The following is a 20,311-nucleotide window of genomic DNA, read 5'->3' on the forward strand; positions in this document are numbered from 1 at the left end:
TTACTCCTCTGCCCCGGCAGCTGAATGCGAATTTGCGTCCGTCCCTTCCACAGCAGCCACTTCTTTCTTCTCGTGCTTGACCGGCTTGCCTGGCTTCATCCCTTCATACTTATCGATGATTTTCTGAAACAGGTCCGGCGTGTACGAGGAGTACAGCTCTACAGGGTTGTTCTGGCTTGGCTTGGCAAGGGCTTCGTATTCAGCTTTTTCAAGCTGTTTTGGTGAGCTCTTGGCTTCTTGTACCCAGGCGTTGAAGTCTTCCTGGGTGGTGGCGATTGCTTTGAATTTCATGCCGGTAAAGCCCGCGCCACTGTAGTTGGCGGAGATACCGTCGAGCTCGGCGTTCTGGTTGGCAATCAGGTGCAGCTTGGTCTGCATGCCCGCCATCGCGTAGATCTGGCCACCCAGGCCCGGGATGAAGAACGAGTTCATCACCGCATCCGAGGTCACTTTGAAGTTGATCGGGGTGTTGGCCGGGAACACGATCTTGTTGACGGTGGCGATCCCTTGCTCGGGATAGATGAACAGCCACTTCCAGTCCAGCGCGACCACTTCGATAGTGATTGGCGGCACGTCGGATTCCAGCGGACGGTAAGGGTCCAGCTCGTGGGTCGACTTATAGGTGATGTAACCCAGGGCGATGATGATAAGTACAGGTACCAGCCACACCGCGATCTCGATCTTGGTGGAGTGCGACCACTTCGGCGCGTAGGTGGCCTTGGTGTTGGACGCGCGGTATTTCCAGGCGAACGCGAAGGTCATCACGATCACCGGCACCACGACCAACAGCATCAGCAAAGTGGCCGTGATGATCAGGTTACGTTGCTCCACGCCGACCTGACCCACAGGGTCGAGCAGCGTCCAGTTGCAGCCTCCCAGCAATAACATGCCGAAAAGCGGCACTATGCCTAGTAATCGGGTGTACCTGTTTTTACTCATCTCACGACCTCTAAAGCAGCTTGCGCAATGCAGTTGGGTTTTGATCGCCAACACTTCACCCTGCCAAGGGTTGGCATTTCTCTTCGATTGAATAAGGGCCTGCCCGGCGCTTCATGCGCTGATCGACACGTCCAGGTCTGGCGGTGAATTCTTATTCGATTTCGTTGGTCAAAGGCCTTGTTACAGACCAATTCCATTTGGTGCGGATAGTTGAAAGGCTGCCGGCACCTGGGGTCGCATGAAGCAATGTTTTCGCCTCTCGACCGCCCTATTTGCTCAGGGTTGAGCAGCACCGGACACTCAGTGCGGGCGATTGTAGTTAGCTAGCGATGTATAAACCATGACTTATAAAGAAATAATTTTTATCGATTCCAGCAATAATCCTGCGCCATTGTTGCAAAGGTTCGGGATCCTATCGCGTTTGATTCTCAACAAAAACCACAAAAAATGCTGTGTTATTGCCTAATGTGTCGCACCTCAAGGCCCCTTTCAGGGTCGCCAAACCCCAGGCAAGCCCGCTAAAAGCAAGGCATTCGCCGATCACCGGAAGTTCTCGAGAGCACGCCGTGCGCGGGGTCGGCCGGGGTGGAAAGTGACAGGCAGCAGCCCCCGACCAATGGTCGATTAAGCGCCCTGGCGCGGGGTGGGAAACGTCCTGCGACGCCCTCAGTGTGACAACGTGTCGCACGTTGCGCGCCGCCAATCTTGTCCAGCGTCACGGTCCTTTCACAAAATCCCCGCACACAAAAACGCCCCGGCCTGCATCAGCAGGACCGGGGCGTTTTGTAGGACGATTTAAGCGCTGTGCTTGCGATTGCGGTAAATGCCCAGGGGCACCAGGATCACCGTCAACACGAACGCCACCAGCGCCCACTGCGCCAGGGACAAGCCCAGCACCGGCGGGTATGGCGTGCTGCAGAAACCATCGACCTGGAAGCCCAGGGGGAAGATCTTCGCCAGGGGCAGGTCATCGACAATCGGCTGCAGCACATCGACGCCGCAACTGATGGCCGGGTAGAACTGGGTGTACACATGATGCCCGGCGGCAGCGACACCGCCGAGGGCGCTGAGCACGACCAGCACTTCAAAGACCGTGACACTGCGTTGGGTACGCATGGCCGCGCCGATAAAGGCAAAGAGCGCAATCAGCAGCAAGGCATAGCGCTGCAGGATGCACAGCGGGCATGGCGCTTCGCCCAGCACTATCTGCATATAGAGTGCGCCACCGATCAGCGCCAGGCAGATGATCCCCAGCAACACCAGGAAGCGCCGCTCCCGCCCCAACCGCATTTCGTCAATCATCCCCGTTTCCCTTTGCCTAATGATGGGTGTGCCAATGGCCGCAAGTTTACACACAGGAGGTGAAAATTTAGCAGTAGGCGTCGGCATCTTAGGCGCAGGCGGGTTAACGACACATTAATGTGGTGGTCTTTCGGGCCTCTTCGCGAGCAAGCCCGCTCCCACATTTGAATGTATTCACAGATCAAATGTGGGAGCGGGCTTGCTCGCGAAGAGGCCAATACGGTGCTGAAGAGCGGCCGCTTATTCCAGCGCCGCCGCCGGCCCGAAGAACTCATACCGGCTCTGCTTTTCAGGCACACCCAAAGCCTTGAGGTGACGCTTGATCGCACTCATGAAGCCCTTCGGCCCCAGGAAGTAGGCATCCACATCACGCTCCTCAGGTAACCACGCCGCCAGTTGCTCCTGGGTCAGCATGCCGAGCTTGTCCGCCGCCGGGCTGATGCCGTCGTCTTCGGCATAGCAGTAAAAGCGCTGCAATTGCGGATGACGTGCAGCCAGGGCATCGACCCAATCACGAAACGCATGCACGCCGCCATTACGCGCGCAGTGGATAAAGTGCACCGGGCGCTCGGTGGCCAGCGCCGCTTCCAGCATCGGCAGGGTGGGAGTGATGCCCACCCCGCCGCTGATCAGCACCAGGGGCTTGTCGCTGGGCACCAGGGTGAATTCTCCCGATGGCGGGAACAGGTCGATGGTCGCGCCCACATGCATCTGATCATGCAGATAGTTGGACACGCGCCCGCCCGCTTCGCGCTTGACACTGATGCGGTACAGGCCCGCGTCGGTGCGCGCCGACAATGAATAGTTGCGGCGCACTTCTTCGCCATCGAGGATCAGCTTCAGGCCGATGTACTGGCCGGGCTCGGCAGCGAGGATTGGGCCGTTGTCCACCGGGGCAAAGTACAGGGAGATGATTTCACTGCTCTCCTCCACACGCTTGACCAGCAAAAACGGGCGCGCCCCACGCCAGCCGCCAACGGCCTGGGCTTTTTCGTCGTAGATCGCGCTTTCTGCGCCGATCAGGATGTCGGCCAACTGACCATAGGCCGCGCCCCACGCGCTCATCACTTCTGGGGTCGCGATTTCGTCACCCAGCACCTCGGAAATCGCCCGCAGCAGGCAGTTGCCGACAATCGGGTAGTGCTCCGGGAGGATTTGCAGGGCCACGTGCTTGTTGATGATCTTGGCCACCAGGTCGCCCAACTGGTCCAACTGGTCGATATGCCGCGCGTACATCAACACGCCGTTGGCCAGGGCACGGGGCTGGTCGCCGCTGGCCTGGTGGGCCTGGTTGAACAGCGGGCGCACTTCGGGGTATTCGGACAGCATCATGCGGTAGAAGTGGGTGATCAGGGCTTCGCCACCGCTTTCCAGCAGCGGCACAGTGGACTTGACGATGGCACGGTCTTGAACGCTAAGCATGGGGAGACTCCTGAGCCTTTGGGGCTTCTGAATGATTACCCTGTAGCACTCAGTATTCGTGCCAACTAATAAACCTATATTTATCAGTGAGTTAATTTAGAAGTAGTCAATATGACCTCCTACACTTTATAGTCATTAGGACTACAAGGAGTCATTATGACTGCACACTCCCTGCTCACCACCCTGCTGCCACTGGTGGCTGACCTGTCCCGCGAACTGCCGGAAAGCGAACGTTACCGACGCCTGCTGCAAGCCATGCGCACCCTGCTGCCCTGCGACGCCGCCGCGCTGTTGCGCCTGGACGGCGAATGGCTGGTGCCGCTGGCCGTGGACGGCCTGAGCCCGGACACCCTGGGCCGGCGCTTCAAGATCAGCGAACACCCGCGCTTTGCCGTGCTGCTGAGCAGCCCCGGCCCGACCCGTTTCGACAGCGACAGCGAACTGCCCGACCCCTACGACGGCCTGGTCGATGGCCTGCACGGGCACTTGGAAGTCCACGACTGCATGGGCTGCCCGCTGTTTGTCGACGATCATCCCTGGGGCCTGCTGACCCTGGATGCCCTCGACACCGAACGCTTCGAGCGCGTCGAACTGGACGCCTTGCAGGCCTTCGCCAGCCTCGCCGCCGCCACGGTCAATGTGGCCGAACGCATGGAACACCTGGCCCTGCGTGCCGAGGACGAACACCAGCGCGCGGAAATCTATCGCCAGGCCAGCGGCCAGCAGCACAAGGAAATGATCGGCCAGAGCAAGACCCACAAACGCCTGGTGGAAGAAATCAAACTGGTGGGCGGCAGCGACCTGACCGTGTTGATCACCGGCGAGACCGGGGTTGGCAAGGAGCTGGTGGCCCAGGCCATCCACGCGGCCTCGCCCCGCGCCGAGAAACCGTTGATCAGCCTCAATTGCGCCGCCCTCCCCGAAACCCTGGTGGAAAGCGAGCTGTTCGGCCATGTGCGCGGTGCGTTTACCGGCGCGCTGAATGAGCGTCGGGGCAAGTTTGAATTGGCCAATGGCGGCACCCTGTTCCTCGATGAAGTGGGTGAGTTGTCGCTGACGGTCCAGGCCAAGCTGCTGCGGGTCCTGCAAAGCGGGCAGTTGCAGCGGCTCGGTTCGGATAAGGAGCACCAAGTGGACGTGCGCCTGATCGCCGCCACCAACCGCGATCTCGCCGAGGAAGTACGCAACGGCCGCTACCGCGCCGACTTCTATCACCGCTTGAGCGTGTACCCCCTGCAAGTGCCGGCCCTGCGTGAACGCGGGCGCGATGTGTTGCTGCTGGCAGGCTTTTTCCTTGAACAGAACCGCTCGCGCATGGGCCTGGGCAGCCTGCGCCTGACCAGCGATGCCCAGGCGGCGTTATTGGCCTATGGCTGGCCCGGGAATGTACGAGAGCTGGAACACTTGATTGGCCGCAGCGCGCTGAAGGCCCTGGGCAATTGCCGCGAGCGGCCGAAGATCCTCAGCCTCAGTGCCAAGGACCTCGACCTACCCAATGAGTCTGCGCCATTGATCGAAGCGCCCGTGGAACTCGCACCGGTGGCCGGCGATCTGCGCCAGGCGACCGCGCACTACCAAAGGCAAGTCATCGGCGCTTGCCTGGAGCGCCACCAGCACAACTGGGCCAGCGCCGCCCGCGAACTGGGCCTGGACCGCGCCAACCTGGGGCGCATGGCCAAGCGCCTGGGCCTGAAGTAACGCGGATCACCCTGTGGGAGCTGGCTTGCCTGCGATAGCGGTGGGTCAGTCAGCATAGGCATTGCTGATTCACCGCTATCGCAGGCAAGCCAGCTCCCACATTAGATCTTCTTACACATTAGGTTTGCTTCGGCTGAAAAAGTGGGCTCACAGCTGCAACCGCCCTGGGCTTACGAAACACCAACACATTCCCCAGCATCACCAGCACCAACCCGGCCAGCGCCGGGGCGGTCCATTGGTAGCCTTCGACCAGCGCCGAGACGTTCAGCGCCACCACCGGGAACAATACGGTGCAATACGCCGCCCGCTCCGGGCCCATGCGGCCGACCAGGGTCAGGTAGGCGGTAAAGCCAATCACCGAACCGGGGATCACCAGGTACAGCAACGAGCCGATGTAGCGGGTGTTCCACTCCATCTCAAATGGAATGCCCTGCACTACGCAGTACAGCGCCAGCATCGAGGCGCCATAGGCCATGCCCCAGGCGTTGGTGGTCAACGGCCTGAGCCCGGCTTTCTGTTGCAGGCTCGACAGCATGTTGCCCGCCGAGAAACACAGGGTCCCCAACAGCGCCAGGCCCAGGCCCAACAGTGTCTCGGGGCTGGCGGTGTGCCCGGCAAGTTCGGGCCAGAACAAAAACCCCAGGCCCAGCAAACCAAGGCCACCGCCCAGCAATACATTGCGCGCGATTTTCTGGCCGAAGAACACCCGGGCATTCAGCGCATTCCACAACGTCGCGGTAGAGAACACCACGGCCACCAGGCCGCTGGGGATCCACTGACTGGCCGTGAGGAAGCACATGAAGTTCACGCAAAACAGGCACAAGCCCTGGGCCAGGCAGATCAGGTGCCCACGGCGGTTCATCACCTGCAGTTTGCGGCTGAGCAGCAGCAACACAAACAGCACCAGCGCCGCCAGGCCGAAACGATAGACGATCGAGACCGGAATCTGCACCACGCCCAACTGCCACTTGAGGGCGATCCAGGTCGTGCCCCAGATCAGCACGGTCAGTAAATACAAAGATAGGTTCATGGCGCACTCCGGTGGTTGAGCCACAGTTTCACCCCGCCTTGCTGCCAGGCACTTGCAGATTCTTGCGCTTTTGTCGGGCCGAGGGATCACAGCGCCGGCCGCCGGGAGTAGGATGCAAGGCGTCGGAGAGAACCCCATGCCTGCACTGGAAAACCTACAAGTCTTCAACGCCCTGAACAGTTCGCCCAACGCTCGCCTTGAGCTGTGCGCCGAGCTCGGTGACGGCTTGTCTGCGGCTTTGTGGAGCAACCACCACGACTCCCAGGACTACGAAGCGCCCAGCCATCACACCCTGTCCTGCTACGTGGGCGGTGGCACCGAGACATTTCGCCGTGGCCAGCCCGGCACCAAGGGCGGCCCCGATAAATTGTGCATCCTGCCCGCCGAACATCAGTCGGCCTGGGTGATCAACGGCGAGATCCGCCTGGCCCACGTGTACTTCAGCCCAGAGCAATTTGCCCTGGGTTGCATCACCCTGCTGGACCGCGAACCCCGGGCGCTGCAACTGCGCGAAAGCACATTTTTGGAAGACCCGCAGCAAGCCCGGCGCTTTCACCAACTCATCGGGCTGAACTGGCAGGAACCCGCCGAACGCCTGCTGACCAGTAGCCTGGCCCATGAAATGCTCAGCCACACCCTGCTCAGCCAGGTCGGCCTGCGCGACAGCTTGCGGCTCAAGGGCGGATTGGCGGCGCATCAACGCCGCCAGTTAGTGGACTACATCGAGCAGCAACTGGCCGAGCCGATCAGCCTGGGGCAACTGGCGGGGCTGTGCGCCTTGTCGGAATACCACTTTGCGCGGATGTTTCGCACAAGCTTTGGCCTGCCGCCCCACCAATATGTGCTGACCCGCCGCCTCGCGCAGGCCCAGGCCCTGTTGCGCAGCGGGTCAATGCCGCTGGGGGAGATTGCCCTGGCATGCGGGTTCTCCAGCGCCAGCCACTTTACCAACCGGTTTCGCCAGGCGATGGGAGCGACACCGGGGGAATATCGGCAGGCGTTCCGACCCTAGTTGCCTTGACACAAAACTAATAGGGCATGGGATTTTGTGGGAGCGGGCTTGCTCCCACATTGTTCAATCGCGGCTTTGCGCCAGGACCACGGCCACTCGATCTTCCAACGCCTTGATCCGACTCCCCTCCACCACATAGTTGTTGGTCAGCATCGAAAACACCAACCGCCGCCCACCCGCATCGGTGATGTAGCCCGTCAACGAAGACACCCCACCCATCGACCCCGTCTTGGCCTGCAGGTTGTTTTGCGCCGCAGTCCCGCGCAGGCGGTAACGCAGGCTGCCGCCACCGAGGCGATCCGGGTTACCGGCGATGGGCAGCGCGTCGTACCAGGCGTTGAACCACGGCTGCTTGTTAATGGCCAGCAACAGGTCGGTGAAGTTCTGCGCCGACACCAGATTACGTCGCGACAAACCCGAGCCATCCACCTGGCTTAATGTTGCCGGGTCCAGGCCCTGGCGCTTGAGAAAGTCAGCCACCGCCGCAACCCCGGCCGCCGCCGTGCCGGCGTTGGCCTGTTGACGTCCCATGGCCTTGAGCAACGCTTCGGCCATGCTGTTGTTGGACAGTTTGAGCAAGGGCCGGATCAGCTCCTGCAACGGCGCCGACTGGTGCGTCGCCAACACCGTGGCGGTGGCCGGGCTGACACCACCGATCACGCGCCGACCCTGCACGCTGATCCCCTGCTGCGCCAAGGCCTGGGCGAACAGATTGGCCACCAGTTGCGTCGGCTCCCACACGCTGACCCATTGCCGGCTTTGCGTCCCCGGCGTCAGCGTGCCACTGAGGCGCAGCAGGTTGCTGCCATGCTGGCGATTGAGCCCATAGCTGTTGCCCGGACCGCTGAGCGCCAGGTTGCTCAGTTGCACATAATCAGTAGGCGGGCTGAGGGTGACGCCCAGCGGTTGGCCGACCGCCATGGGCGCCTTGGCCGTGACGATCAAGGTGCCCGCATCAAAATCAGCATTGGGCGACACGGTCAGTGCGGAAATCTGCGCGCCGTAATACTTGTCTTCGTCGTCGTGGGCCCAATCCACACCCAGGCGTTCGGCGTCGAACCAGCTGTCATCGAACACCAGGTCGCCGTCGATCTGCCGGATGCCCTGCGCGGCCAGGTTCGCCGCCAGGGCCTGGTAATCCGCCCACTGGATCGTCGGGTCGCCCAGGCCTCGCAGGTACAGATTGCCCAGCAGGCGCGAGCCTTGTCGGCTGCCGGTGCTCAGCAACTGCGTAGAAAACCGATACTGCGGGCCCAGTACATCCATGGCCGCCGCCGTGGTCAGCAGTTTCAGGCTGGAGGCCGGCACCAGCCGCGTGCGGGGGTTGTGCTGGTACAGCGTGCTGCCGCTGCGGGCGTCACGCACCACCAACGAAACGCTGGCCCCGGCCAGGGCCGGATCGGCCAGCAATTGCTCCAGCGCCTGCTCGCCGGTTTTCGAAGGGCTGGCACAGCCACCCAACAACAGGCTTACGCCCACCAGCATGGCGCTGGTGTGTATCCATCGTCCCAACTGCATCAAACCGTCCCGGCAATCCTCAAAGAGCGCAACGCTAGCAGCTCAGGCCGCCAGCGTCATCGCCGACGGTCAGAACTCCAACGTGCTGGACAACGACACCTGGCGCGCATCGCCCATGGACACAAACAACCGGCTGACGGCCGAGGTGTAGTAGGTGCGGTCAAACAGGTTCTTCACATTGAGCTGGAACTTGACCTTCTGCCCGTCGACCTTGGTGTCATAGGTGGCAAACGCATCGGCCACGGTGTAGCCCGGCAGGTCGAAGCTATTGAGTGCATCGCCGGCCCGCTCGCCGACGTAACGCGCACCGGCACCGACGCGCAGCTGGTCGCCGCCGACGATAGTGCCGAAGTCGTACACGGCTGAAACAGAGCCGGAATTTTTCGCCACGTTTTGCAGGCCTTTGCCTTTGTAGGCCGGGTCCTCGGTGACTTCGGCATCGGTGTAGGCATAGCTGCCAATCAGGCTCCACTGGTCGGTCAACTGCCCGCTCAGGTCCATTTCCAGGCCACGGGAGCGCACCTTGCCGGCGACGCTGTAGATCGAGGTCGCGCCCTCGGTGATCGACACCAGCACGTTGCGTTTGTGGATATCAAACAAGGCCACGTTGGCGGTAATGCGCCCCGGCATATCGAACTTGGCCCCAAGCTCCCAGGACTTTGACTGTTCCGGGGCGATGCTGCCGTCGATCACCATCTTGTTGTCCAGCGGCGCAATGGTGGAGTTGGGTTTGAACGATTCGGTGTAGCTGCCATAAAACGACAGCTCATCGGTGTAGCGGTACACCAGGCCGGCGCGGGGCACCCACTTCTGGCCGTTGCTGTCGGTGTTGGCCGTGAACGGGCGGCCCTTGCCGGCGTACTGGTCGTACGTCTGGAAACGCGCACCGCCGACCAGGATCCACTGGTCAGTCAGGTGGATAGCGTCCTGGAAAAACACCGAGTCGCTGCGCAGCAGGTCAGTCTGGTTGCTGTCCGGCGCGCTGACGGTGGTGCCCGCCACTTCGCGGCCGTACACCGGGTCGTTGTAGTTGAACACGCTGCGGCTGGCCTGGCGGATCAGGTCGGCGCGGTAGATTTTGCGGTATTCGTCATCCAGGCCAAACACCAGGTCATGGCGCATGCCGGCCACGTCCACCTTGCCTTCGAGGCTGATGGTGGTGAAGCGGTCGGTGGTCAGCGCGCCCTGGGTGCCGTCCATATTGCGCGTCAGCACGCCGTTGGCGTTGACCTTGCTCACGCGCACCTGGCTGGCGTCGTAGGTTTCGCGGTTCCAGCTGTAGCCGAAGTGGGCCTTCCAGTCGTCGTTCAGGTCATGGTCGACCTCAAGGCGATACAGGTCGGAGCGGCCTTCCATATTGTTGAACGGCTCATCCAGGCGGCGCGTGGCGGGGATATCCAGGGGGTGATTGGTCGTGGGGTCGATGGCCGTGCCACGGTCGAACGGCGAGAGAAACTCGCGGTGCTCGTAGGCCAGCAACACCTTGGTGGCGTCGCCGTACCAGGCCAGGGATGGCGCGATCAGGCTTTCGCGGTAAGTGCCGAAATTGCGCCAGTAATCCTCATCTTCGTGGTCGAGAATCAAACGATAAGCCAGGCCACTGTCGCCAATCGGGCCGGTGGTGTCGAGGTTGCCGCCGCTGCCGTTCTTACCGCTGCCATAGGTCGAGCCGCGCACGGTCAGGGCGGTGGATGGGGTCAGCTCGGGTTTCTTGCTGACGATATTGATCACCCCGCCGGGGTCCTGGATGCCATACAGCAACGACGCCGGGCCCTTGAGCACTTCGACGCGCTCGGCGGTTTCGTTCAGCGCCCGGCCCTGCACCACAGGCATGCCGTCGCGCATGACCGAGCCATTGCGGTTGTCGCCAAAGCCCCGCAGCATCACCGCATCCTGGGTACTGCCCAAGGTGTTGGCCTGGGTGATGCCGCTGACGTTGGCCAAGGCATCGTCGAGGTTGCGCGGCACCTGGTCGCGCATCACTTGGGCCGGCACCATGTTCACGGTTTGCGGGGTTTCCAGCAGCAGGCCCTGGGAGCGCATGACCGAGCTGGTGGGCGGTGGCTGGTAGCTGGTGGCTTGCTGCTGGTTGACGCCGCTGATGGTGGTGGCGCCAAGATTGACCGCGCCTTCGCTAGGCAGCGGTTCCAGGGCCAGGGTGCGGGCGTCGATCTGGCGGAAGGTCAAGCCGGAGTTACCCAACAGGCGCTGCATGGCCTGGGCGGCGCTCATCCGCCCACTGACGGCCGGGGCGTTGAGGTTGTAGGGAGCTTCGTCGGTGTAGACCACGCTGATGCCGGTCACCCGGCTGAAATCGCTCAGCGCCTGGGGCAACGGCTTGGCCGGCAGTGCAAAACTGAAGACTGCGCTCTGCTCCTGCGCCGCTTGCGCCAGGCTCAGGGGCTGTAATGCCAGGCCGGAAGCGGCCAGAAGGGAGGCTCCCAGCCACTGTTTAACCGAACTGCCTGCCGCCGACTTTGCCCTGGACTTCATACTTGAGAACCCGTGTAGAGAACGCTGTTAATGCGAATTGATCGCAGTTTCAAGCACTACACGAATGGCGCGGGGTTTTACCTCAGGTGAAATTGAAAATAATTTCACCCTCAGCCTTTGTTCTTGTTTTTCGCCCCGCCCTGCCGGGCCTTGAAGCGTGGGTTGGATTTGCAGATCACATAGATCCGCCCCCGGCGCTTGACGATCTGACAGTCGCGATGGCGGTTCTTGGCTTCTTTGAGTGAGGACAGGACTTTCATGGGGTGGCTCCTTGATAGGGATGTAATAACATATCATAAATGCAAATAAGAATAGTTATCAACCTTTGTTCGGACCATCCCCTAAACCAGCTCCCACAGGAACGCAGCTTCGCGCTCTGGCTCTGCTGTTGCTGTTGCTGTTGCTGTGCTTTTGATCTGGCTTTTGATCTCAGGCGCCCCGCTAAACCACGCTGGCCGCAGGCAGGTATTGCGCAGTGGGCACCCCGACATGGATGCCGGGGTAGCCGCGACACGGCCATGGATGGCCGATCGCGGCGGGCCCACGGAGCACTGCCTGACTGCGGGCATGCCGAGCCTAGGCGAGGCACCGAGTGGTGGGGCGAGGACCTTTTGGTTACTTTTGGGTCCCAAAAGTGACCCGCCGTAAGGGCGGAACCCTAAGTGGCCGTGACCGCAGGAATGGATATGTACACAGAGCGAGTTGTGTCGATACTCATGCTGCGATGGCCCCTGAAGGGTTGCGCTGCTCTTACAGACGCCATCGCGGGCAAGCCCGCTCCCACAGGGGGTGGCTGGTTTTCAGCGGACGACGATCAACCGCCCCAACACATTGTGCTGCTCAAAACCCAGCACCGCTTGCAATGCCTTGAGCACCGCCTCGGGGTCCTTGCTCGGGAAGCTGCCGCTGACCCGGCGGGCGCCGAGGTCGTCATCAAGCAGCAGGATGCGGCCAGGGTAGTAACGGCCAAGGTCCTTGAGCACATCGGCCAGCGGGGTCTTGTAGTAGTTGAGCCAGCCGTCGCGCCAGCCCAGGCGCGATTCACTGTCCACCGCGTGCCGCTCATCAGCCACACCCTCCGCGTAGGCCACTTGCTGGCCGGCCGTCAGAATTTGCTGAGTACCCTGGGCCGAGGGTGTAACCCCGACCCGCCCCGACAACACCGTCACCTGGGCGCCCGCCGGTTGCAGGCGCACTTCGAACTGCGTGCCCAACACCCGCACTTCGCCACTGCCTGCGTGCACTACAAAGGCTTGCCCGGTGTGGGTCACGCTGAAAAAGCCGGCGCCACGGCGCAGTTGGATGTGCCGCTCGCCGTGGCTGAAATCCACGGCAATCGCGCTGTCGGCATCCAGGGTGACTTGGCTTTGATCGGCCAGGGTCACGGTTTTGACCTCACCCGGCGCACTGACGTAATCGGCGCCCAGGTCATCGACCCAGCGCTGTGGCTGCCAACCGGCGCCCATCGACACCATCAGCACCAGGCACGCCGCCATCGCCAGTGCCGCCGACCAGCGGCGCATACGGGAGCGTTTTGCGCCGTCCATGGCCTTGAGGTAACGCTGCAGGGCCAACGCGTCTTCGGCGGCCAGGGTGCGCGCCGGCACTTCGCTCAATTCCCACAGCACCTGGGCCTGGGCATACGCCTCGACGTGGGCCGGGTCGGCGCGCAACCAGTGGCTGAAAGTGGCCTGGTCACCACTGCTGGGCGCATCGTGCAGCAGGCTGAGCCAGGCCAGGGCGGCCTGTTCCTGGGCGGGCGTCGGGGTGACGTTCACGGTGCTTTCCCTGGCGAGCGTGGCGGATGGGCTTGCCGAAGGCTGGCTTTGCAGGCTTCGAGGGCACGCATCATATGTTTTTCCACGGCACTTTGGGACAGGCCCATGGCCTTGGCGATTTCTGCGTATTTGCGCCCGTGGATACGGTTGAGCAAAAAGATCTGCCGCGTACGCTCCGGCAAACTGCGCAGCGCCGCTTCCACATGGCGCAGATCGTTGCCCGCTTCCAACGCGGCCTGGGGCTCGGAGCTGTGATGGTCGTGCTGCTCCGGCAACCAGCCTTCAGTGCCGCGCACCCGCGCGTTTTCGCTGCGCAGGTGGTCGATGGCGATATTGCCGGCGCAGCGCAGCAGGTAGGTGCTGAGTTCTTCGACCTGCACCAGGGGTCGGCGCCAGAAGCGCAGGAACAAATCCTGCACCAGGTCCGCCGCCGTCGCACGGCAGCCTACGCGGCGGCTGACCAACGCCTCCATCTGTGAGCGCTGGGACAAAAACACCTGTAGGAAATGTGCGCGCCCGCCCGACGATTCAGCGTGAGGGTGATCCTGGGGCTCGGGCGGCGTGGTGATCATCAAAGGTGCTCAGAGGGTCGCGAAGGCCGCAACGGGGCTGGCCAGCAGGCCAACGCCCGCGAGGATCAAGGCCAGCCTTGGCCGATACGGCAACAGCAACACCAGCAACAGCCCACTGAGCATCAGCACCGCACACCAGTCCACCAGGCCCCGGCTCCAGCCGGCCAGGTGCACCGCCGGCCAGATCGACAGCCCCAACAGCAGCCAGCCACCCACGCGCAACCCCAGGCGCCGCCGTGGCGAAGGTTTGCTGTGCAGCAACTCGCCATGGTGACGGTCCAGGGACAGGCACAGCGCAACAAAGCCTGCGTAGCACAGCAACAAGGCCAGCAACATCAGTGCACCTCGCCTTTGAGGGTCAGTGGGCGGGCCCGCTCGGCACGGGGTTGGGCGGCGCTGCGGTGCTGCATCTTCCAGGCGGCCCAGGCCAGGAACAGGCCGCTGCCCAGGCAGGTCAGGTCAAAGCCGGCCATGGCCCAATCGCCCTTGGCCAGCGACACACCCAGGTGCTGGGAAGTGGTCAGCGCATTGAGCAGCGGCACCGCCATAAACAGCACGGCGCCCAGGCCCAGTTGCTCGACCCAGGCGCGGCGGCCACGGCGCAGCATGGCGTGCAGCAAGGTCAGGCCCCAGGCGATAAAGAAGCTCTGCACCTCCCAGTCCGAACGTTCGGCGAAGGTCGCCGGCAGCAGGCGGTTGGCCCAGAAAAACACAGCAATGGCGATGACCAGCCCGGACATGCTGGCAAGGTTCAACACCTCCACCAGGCGCAACTCAAACGGCATCACCCCGGTTTTGGCATGCTTGAGCTGACGCTTGCCCAGCCAGATCACCAGGCCGGTGCCAATCATCGCCGTGCCCGCCAGGCCGCAGATAAAGTACAACCACCGCAGCACCGGGCCGGCGAAGTGACCCATATGCAGGCCGTAGAAACTGCCGCTGATTGCCATCGGCAGCGACTGCTCGGCACTGACCCGCAGCAATTCGCCGGTGCTGCCATTAAAGGACACGGTGCTGCCGAAATCATGCACCACCCGGTCAGAGCCGGCGCGGGAGACGTTGACCGAGGCATTCACATCGCCAGGGTTGTTCACCGCCAGCCGCCCCACATGACCACCGCCCCACTGCGCCCGGGCCTGCTCCACCAGCGGCGCCAAAGGCAGCAGCTTGCCCGGCTGGCCGAGGGCCGGGGCGTTGTCGGTGGCCGGGAACAACTCATTGAAAAACCCACGGGTGTCGCCGTCATAAGACGCGAGGATGCTGGCAGGCATGACCATGGTCATGAAAATCACCAAGCTGCTGTAGGTGATCATCAGGTGGAACGGCAACACCAGCACGCCCACCGCGTTGTGCCCATCGAGCCAGGAGCGCTGGCCCTTGCGCGGGCGGAAGGTGAAGAAGTCCTTGAAGATTTTCTTGTGGGTGATGATCCCGGTGATCAGCGCGACGAACATCACCATCGCCGCGATGGTCGACAACCAGCGGCCCCACGGATGAGGCATCTGCAACTGGAAGTGGAACCGGTAGAAGAACTCGCCGCCCATGGTTTCCCGGGCCTGGAGTTGTTCGCCGGAGACCGGGTCGAGCATTTTCTCGATGAAATTGCCGCGCCGGCCAGGGTCGATCTTGTCTTGCCACATCACCGATAAACCAGGGTCGCGGCTGTTGGGCAAGCCGATAAACCAACGGGCCGCCGTGGGTGCGTGCTGCTCCAGGTAGCTTTGCGCCACGGCCACGCTGCGCGCATCGTCCACCGCATGGGCTGGCACTTCGGGCTGCATCCAGTGGGTGATTTCACCCTTGAAGTAAGACAGGGTGCCGGTGAGGAAAATCGCGAACAGCAACCAGCCGAAAATCAACCCGGCCCAGGTGTGCAACCAGGCCATGGCCTGACGGAAACCCTCTTTCATGGGCGTGCCATCCAATAGGCCAGGCCAGCCAGGGTGGCCAGTATCGCGCAGGGCACCAGCACGCCGAACCAGGCGCGGGCCGCACTGCGGCAGGCAAAGCACCAGATCACCGCCAGCAGGTAGAACACAAAGGAACTGAGCATGCCGCTGACCACCGCATCGGCGCGGGAGATTGGCAGCCAGAAGGTCAGGCACACGCTGGCCAGGGACGCCAGCACATAGCCGCCGACAACAGCCGCCAGCAGCCGCGACGTCACACCGAGCCGGTAGGAAAGAGGAAGTGATGCTTTGCTTTTCATGCCAGTGGCGCCTGGTTCGTCAGGGGCGAGAGTCTAATGATAAATATTCTCATAAGCAAAAGAGAACGGATGAAGCGGGCACCAAAAACAGAGGTGGGGCTTGTGTGGGAACTGGCTTGCCTGCGATGCAGCCACCTCGGTGTGTCTGGCAGAACAAGATGATGCTGTCGCAGGCAAGCCAGCTCCCACACAAGCCAGCCCACAGGGTTCTGTGGCGATAAAAGCGGCTATCGGTCTTATGCTGATTGCCGAATGCCACCCGCCCACCCTACAATGCGAACAATTCTCGTTATCTAAAGCACGCTGATGCTGCCGGAGTGTTCGCGTTGCGGCCGTCCAATACCGTCGAAGTCTTGTATCACGACCATCACCACTGGCTGACCGGCTGGTTGCGACGCAAGCTCGGCTGCCCGCACAGCGCCGCCGACCTGGCCCAGGACACGTTTATCCGGGTGTTGAGCGGCCGCGAAACCCCGACACTGATCGAGCCCCGCGCCTTCCTCACCACCATCGCCAAGCGCGTGTTGTTCAACCATTACCGCCGCCAGGACCTGGAGCGCGCCTACCTCGACGCCTTGGCGCAGATGCCGGAACTTGCGGCACCATCGGAAGAAGAGCGGGCGATCATCCTGCAAACCCTGATGGAACTCGACCAGTTGCTCGACGGTTTGCCCGTGCCGGTCAAGCGCGCCTTCCTGCTGGCCCAGCTCGACGGCCTGACCTACGGGCAAATCGCTGCCGAACTTGGGATCTCCATCGCCACCGTCAAACGACATTTGAATAAAGCCGCCATGCGCTGCTATTTCGCCCTATGAACCGCGCCGCGAACTTCTCGACCCAGGTCGCCGAACAGGCGGTGCAGTGGCTGATGCAAATGCAGCAAGGCCCGCTCAACCCGCGCCAGCAGGCAAACTGGCAGCGCTGGCTGGATGCCCACAGCGAGCATCAACGGGCGTGGGAGCATATACAGCGGGTCAACCAGCGCTTGCGCGCAATGCCCTCGCCCCTGGCCCACGCGGCGCTGAACGCACCGCAATCGAACAGTCGGCGCCAGGCGCTGAAGCTGTTGCTGGTCCTCGGCGCCGGCTCGGCAGCGACCTGGGGCTTGCGCCAGCAGCACTTGATCGCGCCATTGACCGCCGACTACCGCAGCCCCTTCGGCCAGCGGCGCAAGGTCCAACTGGCCGACGGCAGCCAACTGCAACTCAACACCGCCAGTGCGGTGGATGTGCAATTCGATGGCCCACAGCACCTGATCCGCCTGCTCGAAGGCGAGATACTGCTGCGCGCCAGCACCCCGTTGCAGATCATCACCGGCCAGGGCATCGTCACCGCCCGGGCAGCGCAGGTGAATGTGCGCCAGTTCAATGATCACACCCAGGTCGCCGTGCTGGATGGCCAGGTCGAGATTGCACCCAGGTCCTACAGCGGCTTACCGCTGACCCTGGAAAAATCCCGCCAGGCCAACCTCACCCGCAAAGGCTGGGATACGCCGCGCCTCACTGATGCCAACACCGGCGCCTGGGCCGACGGCATGCTGGTGGCGTCGCACATGCGCCTGGCAGATTTCTTAGAGGAACTGAGCCGTTATCGCCGGGGCCAATTGCAGTGTGATCCGCAGGTGGCCAACCTGCTGATCTCCGGCAGCTACCCGCTGGACGACAGCGAACGCATCCTCGACCTGCTGCAAATCAGCCTGCCGGTCAAAATTCGGCGTTTTACCCGCTATTGGGTCAGTGTCGAAGCCCGCGCCTGAATTATTTTCAGGCACCTGTGAGCCGTTTTCCGTACCTCGCGTGACAGAGAGGGAAAGCCACCCTGTTTCCCACCTCTGAGGAACGTTCTTCATGCCCCAGCAACCGACTCGCCTGACGCCACTTGCCCGTACGCTGCGCCACTTGCTGCTGGGCGCCAGCCTCAGTTTCAGCGCCCTGCCCTACGCCATGGCGGCCGAGGCCAAGCCTTATCACATCGCCCCGGCATCCCTGGAGGCGGCGCTGAATCAGTTTGGCCGCGAGGCCGGCGTGCTGATTTCGTTTGGCTCCGAAGTGACTGCCGGCGCGCAAAGCCAGGGCCTGCAGGGCAACTACACCACCTTGCAAGGTTTGAACGCATTGCTCAAGGGCACCGGCCTGCAAGCCCGCGCCGAAGGTAACAATGCCTACAGCCTGCAACCACTGAACGCGCCGGCCACCCTGGAGCTGGGCACCTCCAATGTGGTGGGCGACTGGCTGGGCGACGCGGCGCAAACCAACGTCTTCGAACACCCCGGCGCCCGTGATGTGATTCGCCGCGAAGAGTTCGAGCGCCAGGGGGCGACCCAGGCCCGTGACGTGCTCAATCGTATTCCCGGGGTCAACGCGCCGGAAAACAACGGCACCGGCAGCCACGATATGGCGCTGAACTTCGGTATTCGCGGGCTCAACCCGCGCCTGGCGTCGCGTTCGACGGTATTGATGGACGGCATTCCGGTGCCTTTCGCGCCGTATGGCCAGCCGCAGTTGTCGTTCGCGCCGGTCAGCATGGGCAACATGGATGCAGTGGACGTGGTACGCGGCGGTGGCGCAGTGCGTTACGGGCCGCAGAACGTCGGCGGCGTGGTCAACTTCGTGACCCGGGCAATTCCCGATGCACCGACGGTCAAGGGCGGCCTGCAGACCGAGACCAGCCCGTCTTCCAGCCACGATGGCTTCAAGACCACCGGCAACCTGCTGGCCGGCGGCACCGCCGACAATGGCCTGGGCGGCGCGCTGCTGTATTCCGGCACCCGCGGCGGCGATTGGCGCGAACACAGCGACACACAAATCGACGACCTGATCCTCAAGGGCAATTACCAACTGGACGAAGCCAACAGCTTCAATGCCATGGCCCAGTACTACGAAGGTCAGGCCGATATGCCCGGTGGCTTGAGCACGGCGGCCTACAAGGCCGACCCGTATCAGTCCACCCGCCCCTACGACAAATTCTGGGGCCGCCGTACGATGTTTAACGTGGGCTATCGCTACCAGGAAGATCGCCGGGAATTCACCGTCAACAGCTTCTTTACCAAGACCCTGCGCAGCGGCTATCTGGACCAGGGCAGCTTCCTTTCGCTGTCACCGCGCGAGTATTGGGTACGCGGCCTGGAAACCCGCCTGGCCCAAGGCTTCGACCTCGGCCCGACCAGCCAGGAGGTTGGCGTGGGTTACCGCTACATCAACGAAGCTGGCCACGAATTGCGCTACCGCACGCCGATCAGCGCCAACCAGCAACTGCCCAATACCGACAGCCGCAACGACCGCGACACCCGCGGCGGCACCGAAGCCAACGCATTCTTTATCGACGACCGCATCGATATCGGCAAGTGGACCGTAACCCCTGGCATCCGCTACGAGATGATCAAGTCCCAGCAAACCAACAACCTGACCGACGTCAAATACAAGGGCGACTACAACACCGCCCTGCCGGCGTTGAACGTGCTGTATCACCTGACCGACGACTGGAACCTGTACGCCAACACCGAAGGCTCCTTCGGCAGCGTACAGTACAGCCAGATGCCCAACCGTGTGAGCAGCGGCGCGGTCAAGCCGGAAAAGGCCCGCACCTGGGAAGTCGGCACCCGCTACGACAATGGCGCGCTGCGCGCAGAAATCGGCGCGTTCCTGATCAACTTCGACAACCAGTATGAAAGCAACCAGACCAACGACTCGGTGATCGCCCGGGGTGAAACCCGGCACCAGGGCATCGAATCCAGCCTCAACTACGCCCTCGACGGCTTGAGCCCCGCGCTGGCCGGCTTTGATGTGTACGCAAGCTACGCCTATGTCGATGCAACCATCCGCGAAGACGGCCCGAACAAAGGCAACCGCGTGCCCTTCTCGTCCAAGCACAAAGGCACCCTGGGCGTGGGCTACACCGAGGGCCAATGGAAGTTGAACCTGGACAGCACCTACCAGAGCAGCCAGTTCGCCGACAACGCCAACACCCAGGCCGAAAGCGTGGATGGCAGCAATGGGCGCATCCCCGGCTACATGCTGTTCAGCAGCCGCGCGGCGTACGACTTCGGCCCGCAGTTGTCGGATTTGAATGTGGCGGTGGGGGTGAAGAACATCTTCAACACCCAGTACTTCACCCGTTCGTTTGACGATAACAACAAGGGCAAATACGTGGGTGAGCCGCGCACGGTGTATGTGCAGACCTCGGTCGCGTTCTGACGAATAGCCTGAATACACTCTTGGCTTATGTGGGAGCTGGCTTGCCTGCAATGGCGGTGGGTCAGCTGCAACTTCAGTAAATGGCAGATCGCCATCGCAGGCGAGACAGCTCCCACATTTGATATATATTCGCCACAAAAAAACG

Annotated in this window: 17 protein-coding genes and 1 pseudogene; 6 read left to right on the forward strand and 12 right to left on the reverse strand. The window is 62.3% G+C overall.

The window, feature by feature from the left end; translation table 11 throughout:
• Positions 1-939 (reverse strand): ubiquinol oxidase subunit II, encoded by a 939-nt coding sequence (gene cyoA / locus HBO12_RS19760; RefSeq protein WP_029300208.1) that lies wholly within the window; start codon positions 937-939, stop codon positions 1-3.
• Between the two features lie 27 nt (positions 940-966).
• Between cyoA and HBO12_RS28620 the strand changes: the two are divergent.
• Positions 967-1,181, forward strand: a pseudogene (locus HBO12_RS28620) (hypothetical protein).
• A 553-nt stretch (positions 1,182-1,734) separates the two neighbouring features.
• Here HBO12_RS28620 and HBO12_RS19765 read toward each other — a convergent pair.
• Both HBO12_RS19765 and hmpA read right to left on the reverse strand, forming a co-directional pair.
• Positions 1,735-2,241, reverse strand: a complete 507-nt coding sequence (locus HBO12_RS19765) for a disulfide bond formation protein B (RefSeq protein ID WP_170042997.1) — start codon at positions 2,239-2,241, stop codon at positions 1,735-1,737.
• 240 nt (positions 2,242-2,481) lie between these two features.
• Positions 2,482-3,663, reverse strand: a complete 1,182-nt coding sequence (gene hmpA / locus HBO12_RS19770; RefSeq protein WP_169954930.1) for an NO-inducible flavohemoprotein — start codon at positions 3,661-3,663, stop codon at positions 2,482-2,484.
• 156 nt (positions 3,664-3,819) lie between these two features.
• Between hmpA and norR the strand changes: the two genes are divergently transcribed.
• Positions 3,820-5,361 carry a nitric oxide reductase transcriptional regulator NorR gene (norR, locus tag HBO12_RS19775; protein ID WP_170042998.1) on the forward strand — a complete coding sequence of 514 codons (1,542 nt, stop codon included), beginning with the start codon at positions 3,820-3,822 and terminating at the stop codon, positions 5,359-5,361.
• Positions 5,362-5,479: 118 nt separating this feature from the next.
• On the opposite strand, the gene HBO12_RS19780 is transcribed toward norR, so the two are convergent.
• On the reverse strand, positions 5,480-6,391 hold the full coding sequence (locus HBO12_RS19780; RefSeq protein WP_169954928.1) for a DMT family transporter: 912 nt from the start codon (positions 6,389-6,391) through the stop codon (positions 5,480-5,482).
• A gap of 136 nt (positions 6,392-6,527) precedes the next feature.
• Here HBO12_RS19780 and HBO12_RS19785 point away from each other — a divergent pair, with 136 nt between their 5' ends.
• Positions 6,528-7,403, forward strand: a complete 876-nt coding sequence (locus HBO12_RS19785; protein ID WP_170042999.1) for a helix-turn-helix domain-containing protein — start codon at positions 6,528-6,530, stop codon at positions 7,401-7,403.
• A 63-nt stretch (positions 7,404-7,466) separates the two neighbouring features.
• Here the strand turns inward: HBO12_RS19785 and dacB are convergent, their stop codons facing one another.
• The 8 genes from dacB to HBO12_RS19825 all read right to left on the reverse strand — a co-directional run bounded on the left by dacB (position 7,467) and on the right by HBO12_RS19825 (position 15,973).
• Positions 7,467-8,921 carry a D-alanyl-D-alanine carboxypeptidase/D-alanyl-D-alanine endopeptidase gene (dacB, locus tag HBO12_RS19790; protein WP_170043000.1) on the reverse strand — a complete coding sequence of 485 codons (1,455 nt, stop codon included), beginning with the start codon at positions 8,919-8,921 and terminating at the stop codon, positions 7,467-7,469.
• 69 nt (positions 8,922-8,990) lie between these two features.
• A complete protein-coding gene (locus tag HBO12_RS19795; RefSeq protein ID WP_170043001.1) occupies positions 8,991-11,414 on the reverse strand; it encodes a TonB-dependent siderophore receptor in 2,424 nt (807 codons plus the stop codon).
• Positions 11,415-11,524: 110 nt separating this feature from the next.
• The gene (ykgO, locus tag HBO12_RS19800) at positions 11,525-11,674 is read right to left on the reverse strand and encodes a type B 50S ribosomal protein L36 (RefSeq protein WP_020297337.1); all 150 of its coding nucleotides are present in this window, start codon (positions 11,672-11,674) and stop codon (positions 11,525-11,527) included.
• Between the two features lie 540 nt (positions 11,675-12,214).
• The gene (locus HBO12_RS19805; protein ID WP_170043002.1) at positions 12,215-13,192 is read right to left on the reverse strand and encodes a FecR domain-containing protein; all 978 of its coding nucleotides are present in this window, start codon (positions 13,190-13,192) and stop codon (positions 12,215-12,217) included.
• Entirely contained in the window at positions 13,189-13,767 is a 579-nt protein-coding gene (locus HBO12_RS19810; protein ID WP_170043003.1) for an RNA polymerase sigma factor, read from the reverse strand. Before HBO12_RS19810 ends, HBO12_RS19805 begins: the two co-directional genes overlap by 4 nt.
• A 6-nt stretch (positions 13,768-13,773) precedes the next feature.
• The gene (locus tag HBO12_RS19815; RefSeq protein ID WP_170043004.1) at positions 13,774-14,100 is read right to left on the reverse strand and encodes a DUF3325 domain-containing protein; all 327 of its coding nucleotides are present in this window, start codon (positions 14,098-14,100) and stop codon (positions 13,774-13,776) included.
• Positions 14,100-15,674: a PepSY-associated TM helix domain-containing protein gene (locus tag HBO12_RS19820; RefSeq protein ID WP_170043005.1), complete on the reverse strand. Its 1,575-nt coding sequence runs from the start codon at positions 15,672-15,674 to the stop codon at positions 14,100-14,102. Before HBO12_RS19820 ends, HBO12_RS19815 begins: the two co-directional genes overlap by 1 nt.
• On the reverse strand, positions 15,671-15,973 hold the full coding sequence (locus tag HBO12_RS19825) for a DUF3649 domain-containing protein (protein WP_169954920.1): 303 nt from the start codon (positions 15,971-15,973) through the stop codon (positions 15,671-15,673). Before HBO12_RS19825 ends, HBO12_RS19820 begins: the two co-directional genes overlap by 4 nt.
• A 326-nt stretch (positions 15,974-16,299) precedes the next feature.
• Here HBO12_RS19825 and HBO12_RS19830 point away from each other — a divergent pair, with 326 nt between their 5' ends.
• The 3 genes from HBO12_RS19830 (at position 16,300) to fecA (ending at position 20,166) form a co-directional block, all read left to right on the forward strand.
• Complete coding sequence (locus HBO12_RS19830) at positions 16,300-16,788, forward strand: sigma-70 family RNA polymerase sigma factor (RefSeq protein ID WP_170043006.1); 489 nt, start codon at positions 16,300-16,302, stop codon at positions 16,786-16,788.
• Complete coding sequence (locus tag HBO12_RS19835; protein ID WP_170043007.1) at positions 16,785-17,729, forward strand: FecR domain-containing protein; 945 nt, start codon at positions 16,785-16,787, stop codon at positions 17,727-17,729. The genes HBO12_RS19830 and HBO12_RS19835 overlap by 4 nt, the downstream gene beginning before the upstream one ends.
• A gap of 91 nt (positions 17,730-17,820) precedes the next feature.
• The gene (gene fecA / locus HBO12_RS19840) at positions 17,821-20,166 is read left to right on the forward strand and encodes a TonB-dependent Fe(3+) dicitrate receptor FecA (protein WP_170043008.1); all 2,346 of its coding nucleotides are present in this window, start codon (positions 17,821-17,823) and stop codon (positions 20,164-20,166) included.
• Positions 20,167-20,311 lie beyond the last annotated feature (145 nt).

It is taken from the genome of Pseudomonas sp. WS 5059, assembly GCF_012985525.1.
GTDB lineage: Bacteria > Pseudomonadota > Gammaproteobacteria > Pseudomonadales > Pseudomonadaceae > Aquipseudomonas.

Excerpts from the sequence above, each read along its gene's own strand:
- fecA (WP_170043008.1), top strand. The coding sequence starts at position 17,821 with ATGCCCCAGCAACCGACTCGCCTGACGCCACTTGCCCGTACGCTGCGC.
- norR (WP_170042998.1), top strand. The coding sequence starts at position 3,820 with ATGACTGCACACTCCCTGCTCACCACCCTGCTGCCACTGGTGGCTGAC.
- HBO12_RS19785 (WP_170042999.1), top strand. The coding sequence starts at position 6,528 with ATGCCTGCACTGGAAAACCTACAAGTCTTCAACGCCCTGAACAGTTCG.
- HBO12_RS19820 (WP_170043005.1), bottom strand. The coding sequence starts at position 15,674 with ATGAAAGAGGGTTTCCGTCAGGCCATGGCCTGGTTGCACACCTGGGCC.
- HBO12_RS19780 (WP_169954928.1), bottom strand. The coding sequence starts at position 6,391 with ATGAACCTATCTTTGTATTTACTGACCGTGCTGATCTGGGGCACGACC.
- HBO12_RS19795 (WP_170043001.1), bottom strand. The coding sequence starts at position 11,414 with ATGAAGTCCAGGGCAAAGTCGGCGGCAGGCAGTTCGGTTAAACAGTGG.
- ykgO (WP_020297337.1), bottom strand. The coding sequence starts at position 11,674 with ATGAAAGTCCTGTCCTCACTCAAAGAAGCCAAGAACCGCCATCGCGAC.
- HBO12_RS19825 (WP_169954920.1), bottom strand. The coding sequence starts at position 15,973 with ATGAAAAGCAAAGCATCACTTCCTCTTTCCTACCGGCTCGGTGTGACG.
- HBO12_RS19815 (WP_170043004.1), bottom strand. The coding sequence starts at position 14,100 with ATGTTGCTGGCCTTGTTGCTGTGCTACGCAGGCTTTGTTGCGCTGTGC.
- HBO12_RS19765 (WP_170042997.1), bottom strand. The coding sequence starts at position 2,241 with ATGATTGACGAAATGCGGTTGGGGCGGGAGCGGCGCTTCCTGGTGTTG.
- cyoA (WP_029300208.1), bottom strand. The coding sequence starts at position 939 with ATGAGTAAAAACAGGTACACCCGATTACTAGGCATAGTGCCGCTTTTC.
- hmpA (WP_169954930.1), bottom strand. The coding sequence starts at position 3,663 with ATGCTTAGCGTTCAAGACCGTGCCATCGTCAAGTCCACTGTGCCGCTG.
- HBO12_RS19835 (WP_170043007.1), top strand. The coding sequence starts at position 16,785 with ATGAACCGCGCCGCGAACTTCTCGACCCAGGTCGCCGAACAGGCGGTG.
- dacB (WP_170043000.1), bottom strand. The coding sequence starts at position 8,921 with ATGCAGTTGGGACGATGGATACACACCAGCGCCATGCTGGTGGGCGTA.